At 57.7% G+C, this 23,411-nt stretch carries 23 protein-coding genes, 1 tRNA gene and 2 pseudogenes; 17 read left to right on the top strand and 9 right to left on the bottom strand.

The window, feature by feature from the left end; all coding sequences use genetic code 11:
* The first annotated feature begins 53 nt into the window (after positions 1-53).
* The 8 genes and pseudogenes from ACR9ZQ_RS01940 to ACR9ZQ_RS01975 all read left to right on the top strand — a co-directional run bounded on the left by ACR9ZQ_RS01940 (position 54) and on the right by ACR9ZQ_RS01975 (position 4,245).
* Positions 54-299: a sterol carrier protein domain-containing protein gene (locus ACR9ZQ_RS01940; protein ID WP_481427268.1), complete on the top strand. Its 246-nt coding sequence runs from the start codon at positions 54-56 to the stop codon at positions 297-299.
* A gap of 323 nt (positions 300-622) precedes the next feature.
* Positions 623-1,078 (top strand): NUDIX domain-containing protein, encoded by a 456-nt coding sequence (locus tag ACR9ZQ_RS01945; protein ID WP_481426712.1) that lies wholly within the window; start codon positions 623-625, stop codon positions 1,076-1,078.
* A 227-nt stretch (positions 1,079-1,305) separates the two neighbouring features.
* Positions 1,306-1,590, top strand: coding sequence for a type II toxin-antitoxin system TacA family antitoxin (locus ACR9ZQ_RS01950; protein ID WP_113324334.1), 285 nt, complete (start codon positions 1,306-1,308; stop codon positions 1,588-1,590).
* Positions 1,590-2,065 (top strand): annotated as a pseudogene (locus tag ACR9ZQ_RS01955) (GNAT family N-acetyltransferase). Before ACR9ZQ_RS01950 ends, ACR9ZQ_RS01955 begins: the two are co-directional and overlap by 1 nt.
* Before the next feature lie 120 nt (positions 2,066-2,185).
* Positions 2,186-2,869, top strand: coding sequence for an IS6 family transposase (locus ACR9ZQ_RS01960; RefSeq protein WP_481426713.1), 684 nt, complete (start codon positions 2,186-2,188; stop codon positions 2,867-2,869).
* Positions 2,870-3,391: 522 nt separating this feature from the next.
* Positions 3,392-3,469, top strand: a tRNA-Met gene (locus ACR9ZQ_RS01965).
* 112 nt (positions 3,470-3,581) lie between these two features.
* A complete protein-coding gene (locus ACR9ZQ_RS01970; RefSeq protein WP_405049730.1) occupies positions 3,582-3,896 on the top strand; it encodes a hypothetical protein in 315 nt (104 codons plus the stop codon).
* Positions 3,897-3,990: 94 nt separating this feature from the next.
* Positions 3,991-4,245 (top strand): hypothetical protein, encoded by a 255-nt coding sequence (locus ACR9ZQ_RS01975; protein WP_439019144.1) that lies wholly within the window; start codon positions 3,991-3,993, stop codon positions 4,243-4,245.
* Positions 4,246-4,391: 146 nt separating this feature from the next.
* Here ACR9ZQ_RS01975 and ACR9ZQ_RS01980 read toward each other — a convergent pair whose 3' ends face one another.
* From ACR9ZQ_RS01980 to ACR9ZQ_RS01995, 4 genes and pseudogenes are all read right to left on the bottom strand, one after another.
* Positions 4,392-4,673 carry a hypothetical protein gene (locus ACR9ZQ_RS01980; RefSeq protein WP_481426714.1) on the bottom strand — a complete coding sequence of 94 codons (282 nt, stop codon included), beginning with the start codon at positions 4,671-4,673 and terminating at the stop codon, positions 4,392-4,394.
* Positions 4,674-4,825: 152 nt separating this feature from the next.
* Positions 4,826-5,020 carry a hypothetical protein gene (locus tag ACR9ZQ_RS01985; protein WP_481426715.1) on the bottom strand — a complete coding sequence of 65 codons (195 nt, stop codon included), beginning with the start codon at positions 5,018-5,020 and terminating at the stop codon, positions 4,826-4,828.
* Between the two features lie 403 nt (positions 5,021-5,423).
* Positions 5,424-7,426, bottom strand: a pseudogene (locus ACR9ZQ_RS01990) (CocE/NonD family hydrolase).
* A gap of 21 nt (positions 7,427-7,447) precedes the next feature.
* Positions 7,448-9,028 (bottom strand): ABC transporter substrate-binding protein, encoded by a 1,581-nt coding sequence (locus tag ACR9ZQ_RS01995; RefSeq protein ID WP_481426716.1) that lies wholly within the window; start codon positions 9,026-9,028, stop codon positions 7,448-7,450.
* 121 nt (positions 9,029-9,149) lie between these two features.
* Between ACR9ZQ_RS01995 and ACR9ZQ_RS02000 the strand changes: the two genes are divergently transcribed.
* The 7 genes from ACR9ZQ_RS02000 to ACR9ZQ_RS02030 all read left to right on the top strand — a co-directional run bounded on the left by ACR9ZQ_RS02000 (position 9,150) and on the right by ACR9ZQ_RS02030 (position 16,994).
* The gene (locus ACR9ZQ_RS02000; protein ID WP_481426717.1) at positions 9,150-9,935 is read left to right on the top strand and encodes a helix-turn-helix domain-containing protein; all 786 of its coding nucleotides are present in this window, start codon (positions 9,150-9,152) and stop codon (positions 9,933-9,935) included.
* 548 nt (positions 9,936-10,483) lie between these two features.
* Positions 10,484-11,893: an ABC transporter substrate-binding protein gene (locus ACR9ZQ_RS02005; RefSeq protein WP_481426718.1), complete on the top strand. Its 1,410-nt coding sequence runs from the start codon at positions 10,484-10,486 to the stop codon at positions 11,891-11,893.
* 149 nt (positions 11,894-12,042) lie between these two features.
* Positions 12,043-13,014, top strand: coding sequence for an ABC transporter permease (locus tag ACR9ZQ_RS02010; protein ID WP_481426719.1), 972 nt, complete (start codon positions 12,043-12,045; stop codon positions 13,012-13,014).
* 13 nt (positions 13,015-13,027) lie between these two features.
* Entirely contained in the window at positions 13,028-13,915 is an 888-nt protein-coding gene (locus tag ACR9ZQ_RS02015) for an ABC transporter permease (protein WP_113321138.1), read from the top strand.
* Complete coding sequence (locus ACR9ZQ_RS02020) at positions 13,912-14,886, top strand: ABC transporter ATP-binding protein (protein WP_481426720.1); 975 nt, start codon at positions 13,912-13,914, stop codon at positions 14,884-14,886. Before ACR9ZQ_RS02015 ends, ACR9ZQ_RS02020 begins: the two co-directional genes overlap by 4 nt.
* The gene (locus tag ACR9ZQ_RS02025) at positions 14,883-15,872 is read left to right on the top strand and encodes an ABC transporter ATP-binding protein (RefSeq protein WP_481426721.1); all 990 of its coding nucleotides are present in this window, start codon (positions 14,883-14,885) and stop codon (positions 15,870-15,872) included. The genes ACR9ZQ_RS02020 and ACR9ZQ_RS02025 overlap by 4 nt, the downstream gene beginning before the upstream one ends.
* Positions 15,873-15,914: 42 nt before the next feature.
* A complete protein-coding gene (locus ACR9ZQ_RS02030; RefSeq protein WP_481426722.1) occupies positions 15,915-16,994 on the top strand; it encodes a serine hydrolase domain-containing protein in 1,080 nt (359 codons plus the stop codon).
* A gap of 9 nt (positions 16,995-17,003) precedes the next feature.
* Here the strand turns inward: ACR9ZQ_RS02030 and ACR9ZQ_RS02035 are convergent, their stop codons facing one another.
* Complete coding sequence (locus tag ACR9ZQ_RS02035; RefSeq protein ID WP_481426723.1) at positions 17,004-18,224, bottom strand: LysR family transcriptional regulator; 1,221 nt, start codon at positions 18,222-18,224, stop codon at positions 17,004-17,006.
* Between the two features lie 123 nt (positions 18,225-18,347).
* Here ACR9ZQ_RS02035 and ACR9ZQ_RS02040 point away from each other — a divergent pair, with 123 nt between their 5' ends.
* Positions 18,348-18,530: a hypothetical protein gene (locus ACR9ZQ_RS02040; protein ID WP_481426724.1), complete on the top strand. Its 183-nt coding sequence runs from the start codon at positions 18,348-18,350 to the stop codon at positions 18,528-18,530.
* Positions 18,531-18,539: 9 nt separating this feature from the next.
* Here the strand turns inward: ACR9ZQ_RS02040 and ACR9ZQ_RS02045 are convergent, their stop codons facing one another.
* From ACR9ZQ_RS02045 to ACR9ZQ_RS02060, 4 genes are read right to left on the bottom strand one after another with little or no spacing between them, the layout of a single operon-like run.
* The gene (locus ACR9ZQ_RS02045) at positions 18,540-19,316 is read right to left on the bottom strand and encodes an ABC transporter permease (RefSeq protein WP_481426725.1); all 777 of its coding nucleotides are present in this window, start codon (positions 19,314-19,316) and stop codon (positions 18,540-18,542) included.
* Positions 19,300-20,130: an ABC transporter ATP-binding protein gene (locus tag ACR9ZQ_RS02050; RefSeq protein ID WP_310384261.1), complete on the bottom strand. Its 831-nt coding sequence runs from the start codon at positions 20,128-20,130 to the stop codon at positions 19,300-19,302. Before ACR9ZQ_RS02050 ends, ACR9ZQ_RS02045 begins: the two co-directional genes overlap by 17 nt.
* 14 nt (positions 20,131-20,144) lie before the next feature.
* Positions 20,145-21,146 carry an ABC transporter substrate-binding protein gene (locus ACR9ZQ_RS02055; RefSeq protein WP_481426726.1) on the bottom strand — a complete coding sequence of 334 codons (1,002 nt, stop codon included), beginning with the start codon at positions 21,144-21,146 and terminating at the stop codon, positions 20,145-20,147.
* A gap of 47 nt (positions 21,147-21,193) precedes the next feature.
* Positions 21,194-22,276: a 4-oxalomesaconate tautomerase gene (locus ACR9ZQ_RS02060; protein WP_481426727.1), complete on the bottom strand. Its 1,083-nt coding sequence runs from the start codon at positions 22,274-22,276 to the stop codon at positions 21,194-21,196.
* A 109-nt stretch (positions 22,277-22,385) separates the two neighbouring features.
* On the opposite strand from ACR9ZQ_RS02060, the gene ACR9ZQ_RS02065 reads away from it, so the two are divergent.
* Entirely contained in the window at positions 22,386-23,288 is a 903-nt protein-coding gene (locus ACR9ZQ_RS02065; protein WP_439019159.1) for a LysR family transcriptional regulator, read from the top strand.
* Positions 23,289-23,411: the final 123 nt, after the last annotated feature.

Below are 23,411 nucleotides of genomic sequence, written 5' to 3' on the forward strand. Positions count from 1 at the left end.
CCGTCAGGCGGATTGAGACGAGCACCTAGAATCTCCTCCAAATCCTCCAGTATATCGAGGCCCCGGACGTCGAACGCCCCACGGTTTCTGTTGTCGACGGCATTGCCTCGGTCGATCGGCGGAGCCAAACACCGATGACCGTGAGTATCTACGCGGCGCAGCTTGCGAGCCTGTGCACCGGTTTCCGGTCGGCGGCGTTCCTTCGTCGGGCAGGCCGTCTCGACGGGTCCGACAAGGCAATCATGATGCTCGGCCGTGCGTTCGCGGGACCCGCGGCTTGGGTTGGGGAGCATTTCTAGCTGGGCGGCTAAGGGAGATAGCAACGCCAAGCGAAAGAGGCGAATCTTGGAACCGACGTTTTCCCTGCTTTCCCGAAATGGATTGGCTCGTGCCCTACGTCTCCAGTCTTATATCCTTGAAATGGAGAGGCTGACACGAAGACCAGGTCGCCGGTTCGACTCCTGTCAAGGCGACCGTGTGGCATAGAGGTTCTGCCCCGCCATTTGCGGCAGCGATCAAAAACATTCGTTCCTAGCGGGAGCATGTCAATGCGCTCTACCCAACCGGCTTGCCACGTGCCGCAAGCTTGAGCGCTATCGGAAAAACAAGCGCCACAGACAGCATGAATATCGCCCCCGACAAGGGTTCAGGTGAAGGGTGGAGTCTACCCGCTGGGGCCATCGAGTTGGGCGAGACGCCGGAGCAGGCGATAGAGCGTGAAGTACTTGAAGAAACCGGCCTTACGGTTATCCGCTCGGAAGTTCTGGCGGTATTTGGCGGTAGAGAGTTTCGATACACCTATCCGAACGGAGATCAGGTCAAATATCTGGTTGTTTTATTCAGATGCCTGACGCGCGGAGAAGCAGGCGGATATACGGATACCGAGACGGTCCGCTTGAAATTACATCTTTCGATGAAATGCCGAAACTTGCTCTTCCTTACCCAATGCAGCTTCTGTTCCCGAACATCGGTCAACCCAGTTTGCCTCAGTAGTCCGCTTCGGGCCGGCTGCTCATTGGCTTCCGCCCCTTTGCTCGAATATCCAACCGCAGTTTCATTATCGAGGTTCAGGACATGAGCGTGAACATCGAGATGGATGCAGCGAACCGGCTATCGCTGCTTCCTAAGATTGAGGGCGAGCTAGCTACTGGGAGTGACGCCGGACCCGTTCGCCATGGAAGCCATCGACGCTCATGTCCGGAGAGCTGAAATGGCGGCTTAAGGCCATCGAACCGCGATGCCGCAAGAAATAGATACACGTTGTGTATGCGTTTGTGCTATATTGGGCTTGAAGGAAAAAATGCCATGACCAGCAAAAACGCAACCGGCAGCCATAAACGCCCCGTCAATTTGAAGGTTCGTGAGGACGTCCGCGTCCTGATCGACCGTGCCGCCAAGGCCCACGGGAAAACCCGCTCGGATTTCATGATCGATGCCGCGCGCCGCGCCGCCGAAGACGCGCTTCTCGACCAGACATTGGTGCAGGTCGATCCCGACAGCTATAAACACTATCTGGCCGTGCTCGACCAGCCGCCGGGCGGCGAAGGCTTCGAACGGCTGATGAACGCACCCAAACCCTGGCAGCCGTAATGTTGTCAGCACCGGTGCTTCTCGGCGAAGCGCACGATCTCCAGCTCTTTGACAGCGGGCACGACAGCCTCGATGAATGGCTGCGCCGCCGGGCGCGGGCCAATCAGGTCAGCGGCGCCTCACGAACCTATGTGGTGTGCGAAGGCGAGCGCGTTGTAGGTTATTATTGCCTGTCATCGGGAGCGCTCGCGGTCGCAGATGCGCCGGGAGCAATCCGGCGCAACATGCCCGATCCCGTTCCCATGGCCGTGCTTGGCCGTCTGGCCATTGACCGCAACTGGCAGGGAAAAGGTATCGGATCCGCACTGTTGCAGGACGCCGTGCTGCGCACCGGACAGGCAGCGCATATCATGGGTATCGCGGTCTCCTCGTTCACGCAATCTCCGACGAAGCCAAGGCCTTCTATGAGCATTATGGGTTTATGGCCTCGCCGGCGAACCCCATGACCTTGGTGTTGTCATTGAAAGCTCGATAAGGCCATGAGTCATGGCGGGTTTATCGGTTCTGTCGCAAACTTTCCAGCGGATTTGCAACCTGTATGGTCATGTCATAGATCTGGGTTGAAGATGAGCAGGCATTGTTGAGTTCCCCGATCATGGTCGATTTCAAAGGCAGTCACTACCCGAAAGACGTGGTCTTATACGCGGTGTTTTTCTACGTCAGATATGTGGTCTCCTATCGTGATTTGGAAGAGATTGTGGCTGAGCGCGGCGTTGCCGTTGACCACGCGACGCTGAACAGATGGGTTGTGAAGTATTCGCCCTTGATTGCCTGCCGCGCTCATCGCCGCAAATCCGCGACCAGCAGTTCCTGGCGAATGGACGAGACCTATATCCAGGTCAAAGGCAAATGGACCTGTTTCTATCGCGCTGTCGATAAATTCGGCAAAACCCTTGATTTCATGCTGTCTGAACACCGCCATGAGGCTGCGGCCAGCGCCTTCTTCACCCGCACAATCGAGAACAACGGCTGGCCTGAAAAGGTCGTCATCGACAAGAGCGGTGCGAACCTGGCAGGATTGCAAAACCTGAACTGGCTCCTGCTGTTGCAGGGATGGTTCTGGCTGATCGAGATCCTGCAGGTCAAATACCTCAACAACATGCTAGAGCAAGACCATCGGTTTATTAAGAAGCTGACCCGTCCGATGAAGGGCTTCAAATCCTTCAAGGCTGCGTCAGCAACATTGGATGGCATCGAAGTGGCGCATATGATCCGCAAGCGGCAATTTCCAACGAGTGGCCAATCCGCATTTCAGCAATTCGCCGCGCTCGCAGCATAGGTGTGTCCAGCGATAGCTGTTTCCGTACCCGTTCCAAAAGTTTGCGACAGAACCTCTCAGCACGCCCCGTCGCCGAGGCGGGTTTTGTCGTGGCCCGCACTAGTGGTGGCCGCATGAAGGCGTTACCGCCCTTGGCTAGTGCGCCGCTGGTTGACGATGCGCCCATCTCTTTGACGGATTGCGATCTCGTAGCTCACCCCTCTGCGAACCCCGCGATAGGTAAAGTACCTGCCGCGGCAATTCGTCTGACGGACACCGCGAAAGCCTCGGGTACGAAGCAGCCGCGCTCCCTGAGGGCAGGATATACCTCGTCCGTGGTTTAGGCTGCTGCCCGAGCCGACGATAACCTGAGCGCTCGCCTCCAGGGGAACCGCCACCGGTGAGACGAAAACCGCCAGTGCAAGCGCACATCCAAGTAGAGCCTTGACACTCATAGTCATCCTCCTGGTTACACCGCGAGAAAAGTCAGGGCACGATATAATCGCCTAAGTTGCAGCTTCGCGCAAGAGGCGGCCGACCTCATGTCGCAGTAGAGCAGCCCGGTAGCTCGCCAGCCTCATAAGCTGGAGGGCGGAGGTTCGAATCCTCCCTCCGCAACCAAAACCAGCCCGCCCGGTTCGCCGAGGCGGGTGTAAACATGAACGGCAAGTTCACATAACGTTCATCCCCGTAAGAGCATGGTCGCCCACATTAGAAATGGAAAGGCGTAACCATGAATAGTTTTTCTCGCATCGGTACTGCTATAGTTGCTGCTGTTATCGCAGCATCTAGCTTTGGCATGGCCTCAGCCGCCCCCATGGCGGCTCAGCATCCGCAGGTCGCTTCGAGCGTCGAACTTGCGCAGTACCACCGCGACGACCGCCGCCGCGAATATCGTCACGACCGCCGGGACCGTTATGAACAAGGGCGCGACCGTCGCGGCTACTGGAACGGTCATCGTGGTTACAGGGACTACCGCAAGGGTTATCGTCGCCACAGCGACGGCTACTACTACCCGCGGTCTGTGTTCCAGCTCTACATCCGCTAAGCGGTTTCAGCTTCCTTCGACAACCCCGTCAGAAATGGCGGGGTTTTTTCGTTCCCGAGTCAGGCGGTATCCGGACCAAGAAGGAGAAGACGCCATGAGCGTACAGGCAATGTTCTACGCGAAGGAAATCAACCATCGCGCCACCACCAATCCCGGCGACGTCAATGTCGAAGTGAAGATGTCCGCTGCCTTCGGCGCCTACCTTCGCGGCCTTCCGGAAGGCAATGAAGACTGGTCGAAGTATACGCCCTCGGGCGAGCTTCCCATGACCGTCACCAACCCGGCCGCCATCGAGCAGTTCGAACCGGGCGCTGTCTATCGCCTGACATTCGAAAAAGTCAGCCAGTAATCGAGGAGGGGAGCGTCATGTCGAACTGGAAGCGGGCGCTCCTCATCCTGGCGGTCGTTGTAGCGGTTTCCTGCATGGCTGCCGCTTTCCTCACGGCACGCCAGTCGTATCAGCCACCCGGTGAGGGGATCTGGCGGGCGCTGCAACTATCCCGCCTTGGTAATGTTGTTGGAAAACCATGTGCTTGCATGTTCGTTTGGCGCTTTTGTCGCCCAGTCTGATCCGGGCTTGATTTCAACGATGACAAGACCGTCGTCAGAATCCATCTCGTTGGCCAAGATTTGTCGGATAGCGCTGGCAGGTCCGACAAGGCTGCCAACCCAGAGCGACTTCAGCGGCGAGATGCACTTCATGGTTCGAAATGTCTTTATCAGACCGTCATAGTTCCGGACTTTCCGGAGGTCGTAGCTAATCATGTAGTGTGGCATTGCCTGCTCCTGTGTTGGTTGCAAGCTGAGCAGGACAGATCCGATTGAGTCGCGGAAGAGACACGGCAACTTCACGGTGTGAAAGCCTGAGATCCAGCTTTCCACGTTGTTCGACTTCTCCACAGGCAGGCCAAGGAAGGAAAGAATCTTTCTCACGTGTGCCAATAAAGGCCACGAGCGCGCCAAACGGCGACGAGCTGCTCTTCAATCTCCTGTGGTGACCGATGCCCGAAGCGTTGGGCTAGAACTACGGAGAGAGCTTTCAGGTCCATTTCCCGAGGCGCGTTCTCCATTGCCCGGTCAGCTCGGGCCGCGATCCCGGCTATCAGTTCGTCATCATCATTCATTGAATCCTCCCAGGGTATCCCAATGCCACTTCTGAAAAATGCACGGCATGAAAAGTTCGCGCAGGAGTTGGCGAAAGGCAAGTGCTGGTAGTGGCGGGCATGTCTAAGCGACCAACACCCCCGGAAGACATGCTCGAAGACACGAGCATCCGGTTTGAGCCCGCCTTTGATCTCACTGAATGGGCTCGGTCATCCTTCATCGATGAGACCGCCGAATAGCCGCGCTCAACCTGCACTAAGATGGTCTCACCTTAGGAACCGCGCAAGGCAACTCCTTCCCGACTTAGCCTAGATATTGTCTTTCTCCACCTCAGAAGAAGGGAAAAAAGCTCGAGCGAGTAACCGTCCGTTGCCGCCGGCTGATACATCGGATGCGCTTGGAGCAGCTTTCACACGCATCTATCTACATCAGGTCGCGGGGGATACGCTTCTTCTCGAAAATCTTTTCGAAGATCCGCGTCTCGCCTTCATAGGCGATGACCGAGGCACTGATCACCCAATCCTTTGCCGTGCAGGATATGGCCGAAACCGCGACTGTGCGAACGAACCAGCCGGGGCGTTGCATGTCGCATGTCCATGTCGAGATGCCCGTCATCGAGAGCGGGTCATCCGGCGAAATCGACCATGTCTCATCCCGCACCTGGCGCGTGCTGAGCCCGGTGTCGGGATGCTCGAAAAGGCCGGTATCCTCGTGAATGCGGTATTCTGTTCGATTGGCGGAAAGCTCCCTGATGACCTGCCTTTTGGTCTCCGCCGGCGCATGCTCGATATATTTCGGCAGTGGATCGGGATTATCCGGTTCCTTCACGGCGATGAGGCGATGATCGGTAAGTATCGGCAGGGCAAGTTCGATTGAGGCCGTATCGATGACAAGGCCGGGATCAGTCGGCGGCGGCAGGATCATCGGCCAGTAGGCCGTCGAAAGCGAAAGGCGAATGCGATGGCCAGCGCGAAAGCGATAGCCGCAGGCATCGAGCAGCAGGCGCACCGACGTCCGCTCTCCGCTCTTCACGGGTTTGGGCTCGGCATTGCTATCACGATGAGCAAGATTGAGAACGCCGAAGGAAACGCGTGTCGCAGTACCGTCCTCATGCACGTCGACGAGCCGCACGCAGAGATTTGCGGTCCTCTCCTCACAGCGAAGCGCCAGGGTAACAACAGGCTGGCCGAGATAGTCGTGATCTTCGGCAAGTGGCGCGGTCTCGAATGTGAGCGAGCCGGCATCGTCCCCGCGCTGGTCGATGGCCATTTCGGCATCCGGTTTCAGCGTGAAATATTCCCCGATGCTGTTCCGGTATCGAGCGGCGAGCGCAGATAGACCTCGTGCGCCAATGCCTGCGGCTCGGCCTTACCTTCCTCGATCCGGCCCGACGAACCGACGTGGAAGAATTGCGTTGTCGGCGCATGCCATGCGTCCATGGCGACCCAGAAACCGGGATCGGCATCGCGGCGTGGGGCAGGGCGCACGGCATCGAGGATGTAGGCGCGAAGCTGCGGCGTATTTTCCGCACCGTTTTCTTCGCCGCGCAGCCAGCGGTTCCACCAGGCGATCGCTTCGCCATGGAAATCGGCGCGCGGCTTTGGAAAGGCGAAATGCGGATATTTGTGAACCCAGGGACCAATCAGCGCCTTGGCTCCCGCCCCAAGCCCCGCGATCGCCTTCAGCGGCGTATTGCGATAGCCGTCGGCCCAGCCGGCAATCACCAGCGCCGGGATCTCCACGCCTGAGAAATCCTCACAGATCGAACCGTGTTTCCAGAACGCGTCGCGTCGCTGGTGGCTAAGCCACTCCTCCATGAAGAAGGGCTCGTTTTCCAGCCGCTCCAGCCACATGTCCTTCCAGCGATCACCGACGATGGCAGGATCGGGCGGGCGGGACTGGTAGCCGAGCATGGTCGCCGCCCAAGAGAGCTGTGCGGAAAGGTGACAGCCGTTCTTGTAATGGATGTCGTCATTGTAGCGGTCGACGGTCGAGGCGATCGAGATGACGGCCTTCAATGCCGGGGGTCGAAGGGCTGCGACCTGCAGGCTGTTGAACCCGCCCCAGGAAATGCCCATCATGCCGACCGAGCCATTGGACCAGGGCTGGGCGGCGATCCAGGTTATCAGTTCGCAGGCATTGGCAAGCTCAAGCTCGGTATATTCGCCGTCGATCACGCCTTCGGATTCGCCCGAGCCGCGGATGTCGACACGCACACCGGCAATGCCGGCGGCGGCAAAGACCGGATAGGTCGACTCATCGCGCAGGCTCGTTCCATCGCGCTTGCGATAGGGCAGGAACTCGAAGACGGCCGGCACCGGATCGGCGTCCGCACCATCGGGCATCCAGATGCGCGCAGCAAGGCGTGTTCCGTCCCCCAAAGTAATCCATTGATTTTCGATCGTCGTGAAGTTGTGCTCGGTCATGGTGACATATCCCGAAGAGGATTAGGCGTTAAACCATACACGGCTGCCGATATAGCCGTTGGACATATCGTTGCCGATATCGTCGACATAGCCCCTCAGTGTTTTCGAAGAGGCCATGATGTAGTCGTTGAAGACGGGCAGGATCAAACCGCCATCATCTCGCACCATCAGAGCCAGCTGTCGATAAAGCACCTTGCGCTTGGTTTCGTCGAGTTCGGCCCTTGCCTGGAGCACCAGCTTGTCGAAGTCCGGACGCTTGAAACGCGTGTCGTTCCATTCCGCGGTTGAAAGGTAGGAAGTGGAATAGCGTGAATCCTGGGTCGGCCGACCGCCCCAGAAAGACGCGCAGAAAGGCTGCTTGTTCCAGACGTTGGTCCAGTAGCCGTCTTCCGGTTCGCGCTTGACGTCGAGCGCAATCCCCGCCTTGCGCGCACTTTGTTGAAACAGGATCGCCGCATCCACCGCGCCTGGAAAGGCAGCATCCGAGGTCAGCAACTGAACCGGACGGTCAAGGCCCGATTTCTTGAAGTGAAAGGCGGCCTTGTCCGGATCATATGGCCGCTGCTCGATATCGGTCGGCGCAAGCGCATAGTTGGAATTGACCGGATAGTCGTTGCCGATCGTTCCGTAGCCGCCCAAAACCTTGTCAAGGATCGCCTGGCGATCGATGGCATATTTCAACGCAAGGCGAAGGTCGTTATTGTCGAAGGGTGCTGTGTCGCAATGCATCAGGAGACAGTAGAAGCCCTTGCCAGCATTGCGGACGATCTCGACGGTCGGTGCCCGCTGCAGCATCGGTACGGTTTTCGGGTCGACATTATTGACGAAATGGACCTGGCCGGACGCAAGCGCTGCAATGCGGGCGGTGTTGTCGTTGATGACGAGGATTTCGACGCTGTCGACAAAGCCGCGATTGGCGCGCCAATCCTTCGGGTTCTTCTCGAAGGTTGCCCGCACGCCGGGCTCAAAGCTCTTCAGAATGTAAGGGCCGGTACCGATGGCCGTCGCCGGCTTGTCGACGCCGCCCTTCGGCTGGATGATCAGGTGGTAATCGGTGAGAAGGAGCGGCAGATCCGCGTTGCCTTCGCTCAGCGTCAGGACGAGATCACCCGCCTTTTCATCAATGCCTGTGATCGAGGTCATGAGCCCAAGAGCGCCCGACTGCGAGTTCTTGTCCGCGTGCCGCTTCAGCGTCGCGACGATATCGGCGACGGTCATCTTGCTGCCGTCGTGAAATTGCACATCGTTCCTGATCTTGAAGGTCCAGACGGATGCATCTGCTGACGGCGTCCAGGACGTTGCCAGCGACGGCAGGGGTGCGCCGGTCTTGGGATCTGATTCGAGGAGCGTGTCGCCCCAGAGGCGGCCAACGACGAACAAGACGGAAGCGCTATAGGTCGCCGGGTCAAGCGTATCGCTGGTCGCACCGCCTTTGAGGCCGAGCTTCAGGTGGCCGCCACGCTTCGCTTCCTGCGCGCCGGCATCGAGCGGCATCAAGAGGCCGGAGGTGAGGGCTGGCAATACGCCAAGTGCTGCGGCTCCCCCAAGGAAATGCCGGCGGCCGATTTTCAACTGCGAAAATTGATCCTTTTGATGCGTCATGACAGTTCCCTCGTTCAGTTTTGTTAAGAGGGACGTTAAGCGCCAGACAAACTCGCGCAATTTCGCGACTTGACGCACTTTTAAGCGAGTTTACGCTAGCTTGGTCAAGACGGAGCTACCGATGCCTCACCTGGTCGAGAACCTGAAGATTGCATGCGCAACGCAGCGTTCAATTTCGCATCTGTGCCGTGCAATCGATATCAACCGGCAACAATTCAATCGATACATCAACGGCCAGACGAGACCGTCCGCCCATAACCTGGCTCGCATTGCTAACCATTTCGATGTCGAAGCAGCCGATTTTTTCCTCACCCCCACACTGTTTCGCAAACGCCTCAGCAAATCTGTGGTAGGCGCCTACGAAGGTTCCGAGCTTTTCAACGCGTTTCCAGGCAACCTGCGCGCGCTCAGGCGTCACATCGGCTACTTCCAGACCTATCACCGCTCGCCGTCTTGGCCGGAAATGGTCGTATGCTCATGCAGTAGGCTGACAGAGCAAGGCGGGTTGATGCACGTCAAGTCAATGGAACGTCTGCGGGATCCCGGAAATGGAATCCAGCAGCTTTCAAAATACGTTGGGCTTGCGGCCTTCTATCGTAACCGGATCTTCATCACGGAGCGTGTCACCGGGCCGAACTCCATCTTGTCGCAGACAATCCTCCTGCCATTCGATGAATACCAGCGCGTCTATTTGCGTGGAACGACAATGGGGATTTCCTGGCGAAGGGAAAACCTCCCCTATGCCTCACGTGTTATCTGGCGCCACGTCGGCACCGAGCCTGACCTCCGCGAACTTCTTGGGCGCTGCGGGCCTCTGCCGCTGTCGTCACGCCAGCTGCCACCCACGGTGCGCTCGTTTCTCGCGGATCCAGCCGCCGAAGTGTATGCGATGCCGGCAGAGTATTAGGTTCCTACCCGGCTAGGCCTCCGGCATTGCATTCCTAGCATTGCAGGTAGCAGTTCCAAGCAAAGCCCTGTTAGGCGAACGCATAATTTCGACTGTTGTTGCGAAGTCGGGTATGCCTCCGGCGACACTGAGGGATTTGAATGGCGAATGATTGAAGGCTGCTGCCTCGGCCTCACGCTGCTAACATTGAAGCAAGGGTCTGCCTCCACGCCATTCCCGGCGATGCCTCAACTGAGGGGTGGTAGCTTCTAATGGAACGTAGTTTCCGCGCCAATGAGCGGCATTATTCTCCTCACGAATAACAAACGCAAAAAACATTCATTTGTTAAATTCTAAGCGCCGTCGATAATCAAGGAAAAATTGGGCAAAGACGTATGCCTTGAATAAAGGGAACCGGATATATGAAAACGAGCATAATACTTTTGGCCGGCATCGCGGGCGCTGTCGCGAGCCCTGTCCTTGCTAAGGACTTGACGATTGGTCTCAGCGGGATGGTGACGTCTATCGATCCACACTTTTACAATGCGTCGCCGAATAACTCGATTTCCATGCAAATTTTTGATCGGCTGACGGAGCGCACCGCAGGCGGCGAACTGGTCGAAGGTCTCTCGACAAAGTGGGAGACCGTTTCCGACACCAAATGGCGCTTCACGCTACGCGAAGGCGTGAAGTGGCACGACGGCAAGCCCTTTACCTCGGACGATGTTGTTTTCACGCTCGGTCGCGCTGGAAGCGTGCCAAACAGCCCAGGAGGCTTCGGCGGATTCATGCGTAACATCGCGAGCGTTGAAGCGGACGGCGACAATGCGGTCATTGTCAACACGAAGGCACCCGCACCGACGCTTCCGGGCGATCTCGCAAATATCGCCATCGTTTCGCGCCATGCAGGCGAGGGCGCCGACACAGCCGATTACAACTCCGGCAAGGCAGCAATCGGGACAGGCGCGTTTCGTTTCACGACATTCAAGCAAGGCATCGAGGTCGGCCTTGAGCGCAATCCCGATTGGTGGGGCAAGAAAGTTGCATGGGATCACGCGACGTACCGCATGATTTCCAGTGCGAGCGCCCGCACGACCGCCGCTCTGGCAGGTGATGTTGATGTTATTGACGCGCCGGCTGCGACCGATATCGCGCGCTTTGAAACCACCGCCAACCTTTCCTTTGTCAGCACTCCGGGCCTGCGGGTCATTTATCTTGCACCATCGACATCCGGTGATGCATGGAAGGCCAATGTGAAGGGGCCGAAGGGGGAGGCGCTGGAGAAAAATCCTCTGGCGGATCCGCGCGTGCGCAATGCACTGTCTGAAGCGATCAATCGCGAAGGCATTGTCGACAAGATCATGGAAGGCACCGCGACGGCGTCCGGCCAGTGGCTCCCCAAGGGCGCATTCTCCTACACGCCTGATATTCAGCCGCCGAAGCCCGATCCTGTGGCGGCCAAGAAGCTCCTGGCCGATGCCGGGTATCCAGAGGGTTTCCAACTGACGGTCCATGTGCCGAATGATCGATATCCCAATGCACCTGCGGTGGTCCAGGCTGTTGCGCAGATGTGGACGAGAATTGGCGTGAAGACGAATGTGGAAGCCCTTCCCTGGACGACCTTCTCATCGCGGAAGTCAGAATTCTCCATGAAGCTTCTGGGTCTTGGAAATGCGACCTATGACGCCAGTTCCATGCTGGTGAACGTTCTGGGTACCGTCGATCCGAAGCGGGGGCTGGGTGCGGCCAATGATAGCGGGTACTCCAACCCGGGTCTCGATGACCTCGTCTCCAGGGCAATGACGATCTACGACGACAAGGCGCGTGAAACGGCCCTTATCGACGCCGTAAAGGTTGCGATCACTGATGGAGCCATCATCCCGCTCTATCAGCAGAGCAATGCCTGGGTGATGCGCAAGGGTTTGTCCTATGCCCCGCGCATCGACGAGCGCACGCTTGCCAAGGATATTTCCGAATAAAGCGCGGAGATGAGCGGCCGGTGCCAAGGCACCAGCCTTCTTTTCCGCCGATCGATGGCGAAGTCGTCTGAGCAAATGCCGGCTATAGTGCGCCTGCCAGACCATCCCCAAAGGCGTGGTCGGTATCTTACCAATAACAAGAGGGTATCATGACCCTGTGGATTATCCAGCGCCTGTTGCAAGCGATCCTGGTCGCTCTGGCAATGGCCCTGATTGTATTCGTCGGTCTTCACCTGATCGGAAGCCCGATAGAAACCTTGCTTCCGCCAGAGGCGACCCACGACGATCGCCTGAGATTGATTGCGGATCTCGGTCTCGACCGGCCTCTTTACGAGCAGTTTTTCCTGTTTCTGAAAGGCCTCTTCCAAGGCAACCTCGGGGTCAGCTATGTCTATAAGGAGCCAGCGGTCGAGTTGATCCTGTCTCGCTTGCCCGCAACGCTTGAGCTCGCCTTCGCCGCTGTCCTGCTGTCGCTGATCGTCGGCGTGCCGCTTGGACTTGCGGCGGGCTGGAAGCCTGACAGCCCCTTCGCGGGCGTTATCATGATCGGCTCGATCTTCGGCTTCAGCCTGCCGATTTTCTGGATCGCGATCCTGCTCATTATGATCTTCAGCGTCCAACTCGGCTGGCTTCCAAGCTCGGGGCGCGGGGCGACCGAAATCGTCTTCGGGATACCCTGGTCCTTCGTGACCCTGGATGGCCTGCGGCACATGTTGTTGCCAGCCGTCAGCCTCTCGCTTTTTAATATATCGATGGTGACGCGTCTAACCGAAGCGGGCGTGCGTGAGGCGATGTCGAGCGAATATGTGCGATTTGCCAGAGCAAAAGGCCTGTCGCCGAGGCGTATCCTCAGCGTCCATGTCCTTAAAAACGTGATGATCCCGGTCGTCACAGTAGTGGGTCTGGATATCGGTCAGACGATCGCGTTTTCGGTCGTGACCGAAACCATCTTTGCCTGGCCGGGCGTCGGCAAGATCATCATCGACAGCATTGCCGCGCTCGATCGCCCCGTCATCGTCGCCTACCTCATGCTCGTGGTTATCATGTTCGTCATCATCAACCTCGTCGTGGATGTTACCTACAGGCTGCTCGATCCACGCATCCGGCTTCAGGGAGAGTGATGTGCAAGCGGTTATGAACTCCTCGAAATTTCGCACAGGTCTGCAATTCATGAGGCAGTTCGCGCGCGCGCCTTTGGCAGCGCTGGGACTGATACTGATTGTCCTAATCGTTCTCGTGGCCGTCTTTGCGCCATATCTGTCCCCACAGAATCCTTATGACCTGATGCAGTTGGACATCATGGATGGGCGTATGGCTCCCGGCACAGAATCGTCGGCAGGCTTCATGTTCCTGTTCGGGTCCGACGATCAGGGTCGGGACATGCTGTCGGCCATTCTCTATGGTTTGCGGATAAGCCTGATCGTGGGACTTGGCTCCGCGGCGCTCGCCTTCATCATCGGGACCGCGTTCGGACTGACGGCTGCCTATGTCAGCGGACGGCTTGAAACCGCGATGATGCGGCTGGTGGACCTTCAGCTTTCCTTTCCGACGATACTGTCGGCGCTGTTGATCCTTGCACTTCTGGGCAAAAGCGTCGGCAATGTTGTCTTCGCAATCGTTCTGGTGGAATGGGCGACCTATGCCCGCACGGCACGTGGCGCTGCCTTGACGGAGCTTCGCCGGGAATATGTCGAGGCGGCGCGCTCCCTGAGGTTGCCGCACCGCAACATCCTGTTTCGTCAATTGCTGCCCAACTGTCTGTCACCCCTCGTCGTGCTACTGACCATGCAGGTGGCACGGGCCATCACGCTTGAGGCAACACTCAGCTTTCTGGGTCTCGGCGTTCCGGTGACAGAACCCTCGCTCGGGCTTCTGATTTCCAGCGGCTACGAGTTCATGCTGTCAGGAACCTACTGGATTGCGCTTTTCCCGGGCATCGCACTTCTGATCACGATCTTTGCCATAAATCTCGTTGGAGATCGTCTGCGCCAGTTGCTGGATCCGAGGGCTGCACGAAGATGAGCGCCATGCTTGAAATCAAAGGTTTGAAAACCGAGGTCGTGACCGAGCAAGGCAACGTCACCCTTATCGATGACATCAATCTGAGCCTTGCTTCGGGCGAAGTCATGGGCCTCGTCGGGGAATCCGGATCCGGCAAATCGGTGACCGGGCTTTCCATCATGGGCCTGCTCGACAAGCCCGTACAGGTCACCAGCGGTCAAATCCTGTTCAAAGGGCGGGACTTGCGAAGCGCCTCGCAGAAAGAGCTGCGATCCATCCGGGGCAACCGGATTGCAATGATCTTCCAGGATCCGATGTCGACGCTCAATCCCGTGCTTCGCGTGGATACGCAGATGATGGAGGTCGTGCATGCCCACGAAACCGTCAGCAAACAGGTTGCGCGGGAACGCGCTAGAGACGCGCTGGGCATGGTTGGCATTCCAAGCCCCGAGGAGCGTCTCAGCGCTTATCCGCATCAGTTCTCCGGGGGCATGCGGCAGCGAGTGGCAATCGCCATTGCGCTTCTCATGTCGCCAGACCTGATCATTGCAGATGAACCGACGACCGCGCTCGACGTGACGATCCAGGCGCAGATCCTCTCGATTGTACAGAAGCTTGCCCGAGAGAAAGGTACCGCCCTGATATGGGTCACCCACGATCTTTCCGTCGTTGCCGGTTTGGCCGAGAAACTGTCTGTCATGTATGCGGGACGCATTGTCGAGCAAGGCTCGACGGCCGATCTGCTGAGACGGCCTTTGCATCCCTACACCAACGGCCTGATAGCAAGCTTGCCGGCCCATAACCAGCGCGGCGCACGGCTGAGGCAGATATCCGGAACCACCCCTTCTGTGACCAATATGCCCAAGGGTTGTGCGTTTCGCCCTCGGTGCTCGTCAGCCACTGAAATCTGTCTAACCGCTCCGGCGCTTGAGCCGGTGGAAGGGCGCCTTCTTCGCTGTTTTCACCCCGTCATGGGAGGAGCGTCATCGTGAGCAATCGATTGGACGTGCGCAACGTGAGCAAGCTCTTCAGCCGCAAATCGGGGGTCGTGGAGCGCGGAGCGGAGTTGATGGGCCTGAAAGCTCCAAATCCGGTCGTCCAGGCGCTGGATGACGTCAGTCTCACCGTCGCAGAACGCGAAGTCGTCGGCATCGTCGGTGAATCCGGCTGCGGAAAATCAACGCTCGGTCGCGTTATTGCGGGGCTGTTGCAGGCCTCCGAGGGCTCTGTCCTGTTTAGAGGCAAGCAGCTGACGGAGATGGATGGTAAAGAAGCAGAAGACGCGCGACTGAAGGTTCAGATGATCTTTCAGGACCCTTCGTCATCGCTCAATCCGCGGCAGTGCGTGCGCGAGATCATCGGGGCAGCGCCGCTACACCACAAAATGACGAGCCCACGTGAGCTCGATGATTATGTCAGCCAGCAGATGGAGCGGTCAGGGCTTGATCCATCCATGGCCACCCGTTTCCCGCATCAGTTCAGCGGCGGTCAGCGCCAGCGCATCGGCATTGCGCGCGCACTTGCTGTACAGCCTGATATGCTGATCTGTGACGAATCCGTTGCCGCGCTCGATGTCTCGATACAGGCGCAGATCCTCAATTTGTTCCTCGACCTGAGAGAGCAGCTTGATCTCACCTATCTTTTCATCAGTCACGATCTCTCTGTTGTCGAGCACATCTCCGACCGCGTCGTGGTGATGTATCTCGGACGCGTTGTGGAAGAGGCGCCGGTCGGCGAACTGTTTTCGCACCCAAACCACCCCTATACGCGCGCGCTTCTTCAGGAGCGACCAAGCCTCGATCCCGTTCAACGGCGCTTTTCGGCCATAGAAGGCGAGATCCCGAGCCCGCTTTCACCTCCGCCGGGGTGTCATTTTCATCCTCGCTGTCCGTTTGCGATGGAGCGTTGTCGTGTTGAAAGACCGGAACTTCGGACCATCGGCTCAGGGCACAAGAGTGCCTGCCATCTCAACGATTGAACCTCCCACAATCGACAAACCTGAACGTTAAAAGGATTCAACATGTCTGTTTCAGCGCCTCTGGAACACCAGCCGCAACCTGTCAGCCAGGAGTTTCCATCTCGGGAGTGGGCGGTCGTCCGGTCTCCTGAAGAACACGGTCTTTCTGCCGAAGTTCGAGAGAAGGTCGACGCCATGCTCGACACCTTGCCTACCACCTCTTTCATGGCGGTCGTTGGGGGCAAGGCGCTTTACACCTACGGCGATGTATCGGAAGTCAGCTATCTCGCGTCGACCAGAAAAAGCATTCTCTCGATGCTCTTCGGCAAAGCGGTTGCGGAAGGAAAGATCAATCTCGATCTGAGCATGGCGGATTTGCACGTCGACGAAGACCATGGTCTTCTTCCCATCGAGAAGACAGCGACTCTACGTCATCTGCTGATCAGCAGTTCGGGTGTCTATCACCAGCCGGGCAGCCCCGGCAGCAACACGAAGAACATCCCGGCGCGTGGCTCGAAAAAGCCAGGCGACTATTTCCACTACAACAACTGGGATTTCAACGTTCTCGGCGCGGCCTTTGAACAACTGACCGGTCGCAGCGTATTCAAGGCTTTCGAGGAGGATTTCGCGGGTCCGATGGGCCTTCAGGATTTCGATCCGTCGCGCCAGCGCATGATGGGATATGAAGGTGCCTCCCGCTACCTCGCCTATCACTTTTTCCTGTCAGGCCGGGACATGGCACGGCTGGGCCTGACGATGGTGCGGAGCGGTAGTTGGCGCGACCAGCAAATCGTACCGGCCGAGTGGGTCGCGGAAAGCACGCGCATTCATGTTCCCGCCGACAAGATGAATGAGAGCGAAAAATCCAGGATCGCCGGCTATAGCTATCTTTGGTGGATCCCAGTCGTGACCAAGGATAGGCCTGAATGGGAAGGTGCCTTCGTCGCAGCGGGCCATTTCGGACAGTTCATCCTGTGCATGCCTGCGCTGGATATGGTGTTTGTAAACCGACGCGCTATTCCAGACCATCTGGCTATTGCCCGTAACGACGGAAGCTTCAAGGAAGAACTGCCAGCGGTTACCATGGAGCAGTTCTTAAGTGTTGCCGACCAGTTTCTCGCGGCGAAACTGAGCATCAATTAACGTTATCGGTCAACGCAGGTCTTCAGCAAAACACGCGGAGATTTGCTCACGCAGCCAAAGGCTTGCCGGATCGCGTTCTTTTTCGGCAAGCCAGATCATGCTGGTGGATTGCTTTTCCTCCGCGAAAGGCGATTCCAGCAGTAGCAGTTCGTGTGATCGCTCGAACAGCTTGGCGACGCTTTCCGGCATCATGGCGACGAGGTCACTGCGGGAAACAATTGCAACGGCGGCGGAAAAATGCGGGACGACCGCTACCACTCGACGTTCCAGTCCCATCGCGTCCAGCCGCTCATCGATCCACCCGCGACGGCTCGGGGCAGACGTAACCTTAACGTGGCCAAGCGACAGCAAAGCGTCGAGCGTCAGCGGGTCTTTCGCTGCCGGATTATTGGCCGACATGATGCAGACCCGTCTTTCGGTGAAGAGGGAGGCGCAGCGATATCGGGCGGGAAAATTGTCAGCGGTCATAACGGCCACGTCGATGGTTCCCTCATCGAGATGTTCCTGCACTACCGGAAGAAAGTTCTTGTTGTGGGTCACACCCGTGCGCGGCATGTGGATGACTTCCAAAACGCAATGTTCGGCTTGGGAGCGGACACGTTCCACGAGCCGGGGCATCAGAACAACAGAGAAATAGTCGTTCATTCCAATTCTAAATGCCCGGTGGGACGTCGCAGGCTCGAAGCTTTGCTTCGACAGCATGACCAACTCCGTATCCTCGATAATCCGCCTTACCGCTGGGAATATCTCCGTGCAATAACGGGTCATCACGAAGCCACCCGAGGTCTTTTTGAACAGGTCGTCACCGGTTATGCCGCGCACGCGTTTCAGCGCATGGCTCATCGCAGGCTGGGAAAGACCGATATACTGGCCAGCAGCTGTCATATTACCCTTCACGACCAAGGCATAGATGACTTTTAGAAGATTGAGGTCGATGGACCCCAATTGAAACCGCTGCATGCGAACCCTGCCTACCCCTTGAAACTTACCGATCATAATGGCACCGACGTCACTGCGCAAAGAGAGCAACTTGCTTGCAACCGCAATAACAGAGCCAAACTTGCTGTGAGAGGCACCCTGCGCGTGCGCACGAAAGTAAGCAGCATGTCCCAGACCAGCCAAGAACGGATGCGCAAGCAGCTCGACCTGGGCAAAAGCCCAAGCATCATGCCAACGGCCAACGTCAGAATTTTCGGTCGCTGAACAATGACCGACGCCCGCTTGATCCACCCTGGATCGCCAGTGGCCGGAGGAGGGTGCCCTCGAAGAGGTCCGGGTTCTGTCCCAGGCTTTTGGTGCGTGCCGGAAAACCGGCACCGACAGGACACCAACAATGGCGGCCATGACGCACCGATGGCCAAAGCGGCAGGGACAAAGTCGATGCTCGCGATCAACGCAATCCAGAGGAGCGAGAAGATGACGCCGCCCAAGCTCGCGCCGCATATCAAGCCGGTGCTGGTGGCAGTTCGAACACAAGGACAAAAAGAATGGGGTGCTGACAACAGCGCCCCAAACCCTAACTCACATGGAAACTGATCCGATGATTTACGCCGCTCTTTCTTCTGCGGCGTTCGGTCTCCACTTGATCAGCCGGCCTTCCAGAACATCGAGGATTCGGTCGATGATGAGCACGAAAACGGCCAGGATGATGATGCCGGCAAACACTCCAACCGCGTCGAAATTGCCCTCCGCCTGCGCGATCAGGTAACCGAGCCCTGCGGAGGAGCCGAGATATTCACCAATAATGGCGCCGACCACCGCGAAGCCGACCGAGGTGCGAAGGGAGGACAAAATCCAGCTGGACGCCGCCGGAAAATAGACATGCCGCAACAGATCGGAACGTTTGGCCCCGAGGATCCTTGCATTTGCGAGGACGACTTGATTGACCTCGCGAACGCCCTGCATGGCGTTGAAGAAGGTGATGAAGAAGACAAGCGTTACCGCGAGCGCTACCTTCGACCATAGGCCGAGACCAAGCCAAAGCACGAAAATTGGGGCAAGCACAACGCGCGGAATGGCGTTCAGGCCCTTGATGAAGGGGTCCAAAATCCGTGCCGCACTGCGGCTGAGACCGAGCCATACACCGGCTGCGACGCCGAGGCCCGTGCCGATGATGTAGCCGAGCACAGTCTCCGTCAGGGTGATTGACACATGACGATAGAAGCTGGGGTCAACAATCCAGCGGATCATCTGGTTGAAGATGTCGAGCGGGGCTGGAAAGAAGAAAACATCGATGAAGCCGGCGGTTACGCCAATCTGCCAGCCGCCGAGGATAAAGATTAGCATCCCGAGTTGGATGATGCGTTCAGTCACGACGTTCATAGCTTTTCTCCACTTCGCCGCGCAGGGAAGCCCAGATATTTCGATACAGATCCATAAAGCGTGGATCGAGTTTAATTTCCGCGACGTCGCGGGGGCGCTCGAGTTCCACCGGGAAGCTTTCGATGACCCGTGAACGGGGGCCAGCTGCAAGAATTGCGACCCGGTCGCCGAGGGCTATTGCTTCTTCGAGGTCATGCGTGATCATTACGACAGCCCTGCGCTCTTCCTGCCACAGACGCAGGAGTTCGTTTTGCATGAGGTGCCGTGTGTGGATATCGAGGGCCGAAAAGGGCTCGTCCATTAGGATGACTTTGGGGCCGGAGATCAGGGCCTGCGCCATCTGCACGCGCTTGCGCTGACCGCCCGAAAGCTGATGCGGATAGCGATGCTCGAACCCTTTCAGCCCGACTTTCGCAAGCCAGTTCATAGAACGCTCGCGCCGCTCGGCACTTGGCACACCTTTGAACAGCAGTCCGAGCTCGACATTCTCGATCGATGTCTTCCATGGCAGCAGTGCGTCCTGCTGAAAGAGATAGCCGATATCGTTCTGGACGCCCTTAACCGGAGCGCCGTCGATCGCCACTGTTCCATTGGCAGGCTTCAAAAGACCGGCAATGGCGTTGAGAACGGTACTTTTGCCACAGCCTGTCGGTCCCACGATGGCGAGAAACTCGCCATCGGCCACCGTCAGGTTCACGTCCTGCACCGCGACATAGGAGCCGAATGACATCGTGACCGCGTCAATCGATACCATTGGCCTTTTGTTTAGCTCGCCCGACGGAACGGACATGGGTTTTACGACAGCCAATGCCATGGCCTCCTCCTGGGTTAGTTGATGGTCTTGTCGGTGACTTTGTCCACGAATGCGTTCGTGTAGGTCTTGGAAAGATCTATGGTCGCGGCAGCAACCTTTTCGTTGAAACTCTTCAGGACGGCGAGGGGTGTCTGAGTATCCGTCGCGCTGAATTTGCCATCGACCGAGAAAATCGGTTTGGCATTCTCGACGGCCTTCACATAGGTGTCCCGGTCACCGGAGATGAATTCCTTCGGCAGTTTTTCGACGATCTCTTCAGCGCTGTGTGTGTTCATCCAGGCAAGCGCTTTCACGGTCGCGTTTGTGACTTTCTGGATGGTTTCCGGATTCTCATCGATATAGGCCTGCGTCGCATAAAGGACGGAGGTCGGGTAGATCCCTCCGTAGATTTCCGTGGCACCCTCGTCGCTGCGGGCGTCGATCAAAATCTTGCCGACACCCTTGGCTTCGATAAAGGTTGCTGCCGGATCGTAGTTGACCAATAGATCAACCTTCCCTTGCTCGAGCGCCGCAACAGCAGCTGAACCGGAGCCGACCCCGATCAACGAGACGTCGTCAGCCGATAGGTTGTGGCGCTGCAGATAATAGCGAACGAAGAAGTCTGAAGACGAGCCCGGCGCTGTGATACCGATTTTCGCGCCCTTGATCGTTTCAGGTTTGGAAGGATCGAACGCAGCGTTCTTTCCACCGGCAAGCACGAGCCCGGAATTGCGGGCCAGTTGCACGAAGGCGACAACAGCCTTGTTCTGCGACTGCATCTGGATGGTGTGGTCGTAGAAGCCGACGGCAATATCCGTGGAGCCGGCAACGAGCGCCTGCAGCGTCTTGGAACCGCCCGATGCGAAGTTTTCGACGGTGACCTCAAGACCTTCCTTCTCGAAGAGACCCAGGCCAGCTGCGACTGGAAAGGGCAGGTTGTTGAGGTTGTAGGACCCGACGCTGATGCGGACGGGTTCCGCAATAGCCGAACCGGCGAAAGCGACCGTTGCCGCAAGTGCGAGCAATAGTTTACGCATGTGTATTCCTCCCTGATGCGTGGCGCCCTCCCGGCAACCACTTTCGATTATGCCGCGCAAACCATTTGCGCGATAGGTTTTGCAAAGACCTGGCCTTCGAAGAGGCGCCGGGCCGTACGCAGGATTCCAGCAACGGTCTTGCCGTCGCGGGTACCCAGTTTCACTTCCAAACGGCCGCTTGGATGTTCGAGAACGAGAATGACCGGTGGCTTGCGGTCTCCGATCAGCCGCGAGGCGACGGTTCCGTCGCTGATGCAGGCCGTGGCTATGCCGACCGCACCGGTCGTTGCGAGAGATGGGTGGCACTGATGCGGCATGAAATAGCGCACACCGAGATCGCCGCCGCTGTTGGGCCTGGAGATGAGAACTGGCTTTGGCGTGACCTGATTGCTGACGTCACCCATACCCATGCGCCGGCCGGCTTCGAGCCTTAAAGTTTCGAGCCGCTGGAGCAATGGACCGTTGGCATTGAGCTCGGCGGTGGTTTCATTGCCGGTCACGCCGAGGGCGCCGGCCTCAAGCAGCATCATTGGCATAGCGCAGTCGATGCAAGTGACATCGATTCCGTCAATGCTGTCGCGCGGGTTGCCGGTGGGAAAAAGCTTGCCTGTGCGTGCCCCGGCAGCATCCATGAACGTCAAGGCGATCGGCGCCGCATTGCCGGGCACACCATCGATCGAAGCATCTCCCAAGTAGGCGACACGGCCATCGGGGGTCGGAACCTCGGCTTCGATCAGTTTGCCGGTATTGACATTGTGGATACGCACGCGGGTTACGCCGCTAGTCGATTGGACCAATCCGGCCTCGATCGCGAACGGCCCGACGGCGGCCAGCATGTTTCCGCAATTGGGAGCGGTATCGACGAACTGCTGATCGATGCGAACCTGGGCGAAGAGATAATCCACATCAGCATCCGACACGGTTGCAGGGCCAACGATGGCAACCTTGCTGGTGACCGGGTTTCCACCGCCGATACCGTCAATCTGCAGAGGATGACCAGAGCCCATGACCGAAAGCAAGATCTGATCGCGTTGACGCGCATCCGATGGAAGATCGGATGCGAGAAAGAACGGCCCCTTGGAGGTACCACCTCGCATCAGAACACAGGGAATGGAAATCAGGTCGTTCATGGTTGTGCCCGCATACTGATGTGATTTAAATATCAATCAGCTTCTTTGTTGCAGTAAGCGGCAAAATGATTGATATGTGAAATGCTAATATCAGAGGGAATGATGCGTTATGAGCATTAATTGCGAGATATTGGATCTGCGCGCATTTCTATCGGTCGTCGAACTGGAAAACTTCCATCGCTCTGCCGAAGCGCTCAATCTGTCCCAGCCGGCACTCAGCCGTCGAATTCAGAAGCTGGAGCTGGCAATCGGGGCGCCCTTGCTCGAGCGCACCACACGTCATGTCTCGACAACCGCGCTTGGCGCGGAGCTGATCCCCCTGGTGCGGCGCATGCTCGAGGAGTTCGACACGTCGCTGTTTGCAGTGCGTGACGTCGGATCTCAGCGCAGCGGCCTTGTGACGATCGCATGTCTGCCAACGGCCGCTTTCTACTTTTTGCCGACCGTCATTAAGCAGTTCAGCGCCGAGTATCCGAATATTCGTTTTCGCATTCTCGATCTGCCGGCCACCGACGGTCTGCAGGCAGTCGCCCGCGGCGAGGTGGAGTTCGGCATCAATATCATGGGTTTTTCAGATCCCGACCTCATCTTCGAGAGGCTCATCGAAGATCCATTCGTTCTGGCGGCACGCAAGGATCATCCGCTGGCAGCGAAGAGCGAACTCGAATGGGACGATCTGGCGCCCTATCAACTGATTACAGTTCACCGGTCCAGCGGCAACCGTACGCTTCTCGATGCAGCGCTGGCGAAATCGAACCTGAAACTGCGTTGGTCCTACGAAGTCACACATCTTTCAACATCGCTTGGTTTGGTGGAGGCCGGGCTTGGAATTTCGGTTCTGCCGAAACTCGCTACTCCGCAGGAAGAGCACCCATTCCTCGTCACGAGACCTATTCGCAATCCTGAAATCTCGCGAACGATCGGCATTGTGCGCCGTCGCGGTGGGACGCTTTCGCCGGCGGCAGAGCGCTTCATGACCATGTTGATTGGGACGTGGGCAGAAGAAAGCTGAGCGGCAAACGGGTTTATGTTGGCGAGAACGCCACGCTCGGCGTACCGGTCGCCATCGTGAGAGCTATGAAGTTGATCGTCTGGAAGCCCGCTCTCCCGATCCGATCTCCGAACAGAATTCGCA

Source organism: Rhizobium sp. KNZ14-9A (assembly GCF_056755015.1).

What these genes read in the sequence shown, in the direction of transcription:
- ACR9ZQ_RS01945 (WP_481426712.1), top strand. Translation starts at nt 623, where the DNA reads ATGAATATCGCCCCCGACAAGGGTTCAGGTGAAGGGTGGAGTCTACCC.
- ACR9ZQ_RS01950 (WP_113324334.1), top strand. Translation starts at nt 1,306, where the DNA reads ATGACCAGCAAAAACGCAACCGGCAGCCATAAACGCCCCGTCAATTTG.
- ACR9ZQ_RS01960 (WP_481426713.1), top strand. Translation starts at nt 2,186, where the DNA reads ATGGTCGATTTCAAAGGCAGTCACTACCCGAAAGACGTGGTCTTATAC.
- ACR9ZQ_RS01970 (WP_405049730.1), top strand. Translation starts at nt 3,582, where the DNA reads ATGAATAGTTTTTCTCGCATCGGTACTGCTATAGTTGCTGCTGTTATC.
- ACR9ZQ_RS01975 (WP_439019144.1), top strand. Translation starts at nt 3,991, where the DNA reads ATGAGCGTACAGGCAATGTTCTACGCGAAGGAAATCAACCATCGCGCC.
- ACR9ZQ_RS01980 (WP_481426714.1), bottom strand. Translation starts at nt 4,673, where the DNA reads ATGCCACACTACATGATTAGCTACGACCTCCGGAAAGTCCGGAACTAT.
- ACR9ZQ_RS01985 (WP_481426715.1), bottom strand. Translation starts at nt 5,020, where the DNA reads ATGAATGATGATGACGAACTGATAGCCGGGATCGCGGCCCGAGCTGAC.
- ACR9ZQ_RS01995 (WP_481426716.1), bottom strand. Translation starts at nt 9,028, where the DNA reads ATGACGCATCAAAAGGATCAATTTTCGCAGTTGAAAATCGGCCGCCGG.
- ACR9ZQ_RS02000 (WP_481426717.1), top strand. Translation starts at nt 9,150, where the DNA reads ATGCCTCACCTGGTCGAGAACCTGAAGATTGCATGCGCAACGCAGCGT.
- ACR9ZQ_RS02005 (WP_481426718.1), top strand. Translation starts at nt 10,484, where the DNA reads ATGCAAATTTTTGATCGGCTGACGGAGCGCACCGCAGGCGGCGAACTG.
- ACR9ZQ_RS02010 (WP_481426719.1), top strand. Translation starts at nt 12,043, where the DNA reads ATGACCCTGTGGATTATCCAGCGCCTGTTGCAAGCGATCCTGGTCGCT.
- ACR9ZQ_RS02015 (WP_113321138.1), top strand. Translation starts at nt 13,028, where the DNA reads ATGAACTCCTCGAAATTTCGCACAGGTCTGCAATTCATGAGGCAGTTC.
- ACR9ZQ_RS02020 (WP_481426720.1), top strand. Translation starts at nt 13,912, where the DNA reads ATGAGCGCCATGCTTGAAATCAAAGGTTTGAAAACCGAGGTCGTGACC.
- ACR9ZQ_RS02030 (WP_481426722.1), top strand. Translation starts at nt 15,915, where the DNA reads ATGTCTGTTTCAGCGCCTCTGGAACACCAGCCGCAACCTGTCAGCCAG.
- ACR9ZQ_RS02040 (WP_481426724.1), top strand. Translation starts at nt 18,348, where the DNA reads ATGGCCAAAGCGGCAGGGACAAAGTCGATGCTCGCGATCAACGCAATC.
- ACR9ZQ_RS02045 (WP_481426725.1), bottom strand. Translation starts at nt 19,316, where the DNA reads ATGAACGTCGTGACTGAACGCATCATCCAACTCGGGATGCTAATCTTT.
- ACR9ZQ_RS02050 (WP_310384261.1), bottom strand. Translation starts at nt 20,130, where the DNA reads ATGGCATTGGCTGTCGTAAAACCCATGTCCGTTCCGTCGGGCGAGCTA.
- ACR9ZQ_RS02055 (WP_481426726.1), bottom strand. Translation starts at nt 21,146, where the DNA reads ATGCGTAAACTATTGCTCGCACTTGCGGCAACGGTCGCTTTCGCCGGT.
- ACR9ZQ_RS02060 (WP_481426727.1), bottom strand. Translation starts at nt 22,276, where the DNA reads ATGAACGACCTGATTTCCATTCCCTGTGTTCTGATGCGAGGTGGTACC.
- ACR9ZQ_RS02065 (WP_439019159.1), top strand. Translation starts at nt 22,386, where the DNA reads ATGAGCATTAATTGCGAGATATTGGATCTGCGCGCATTTCTATCGGTC.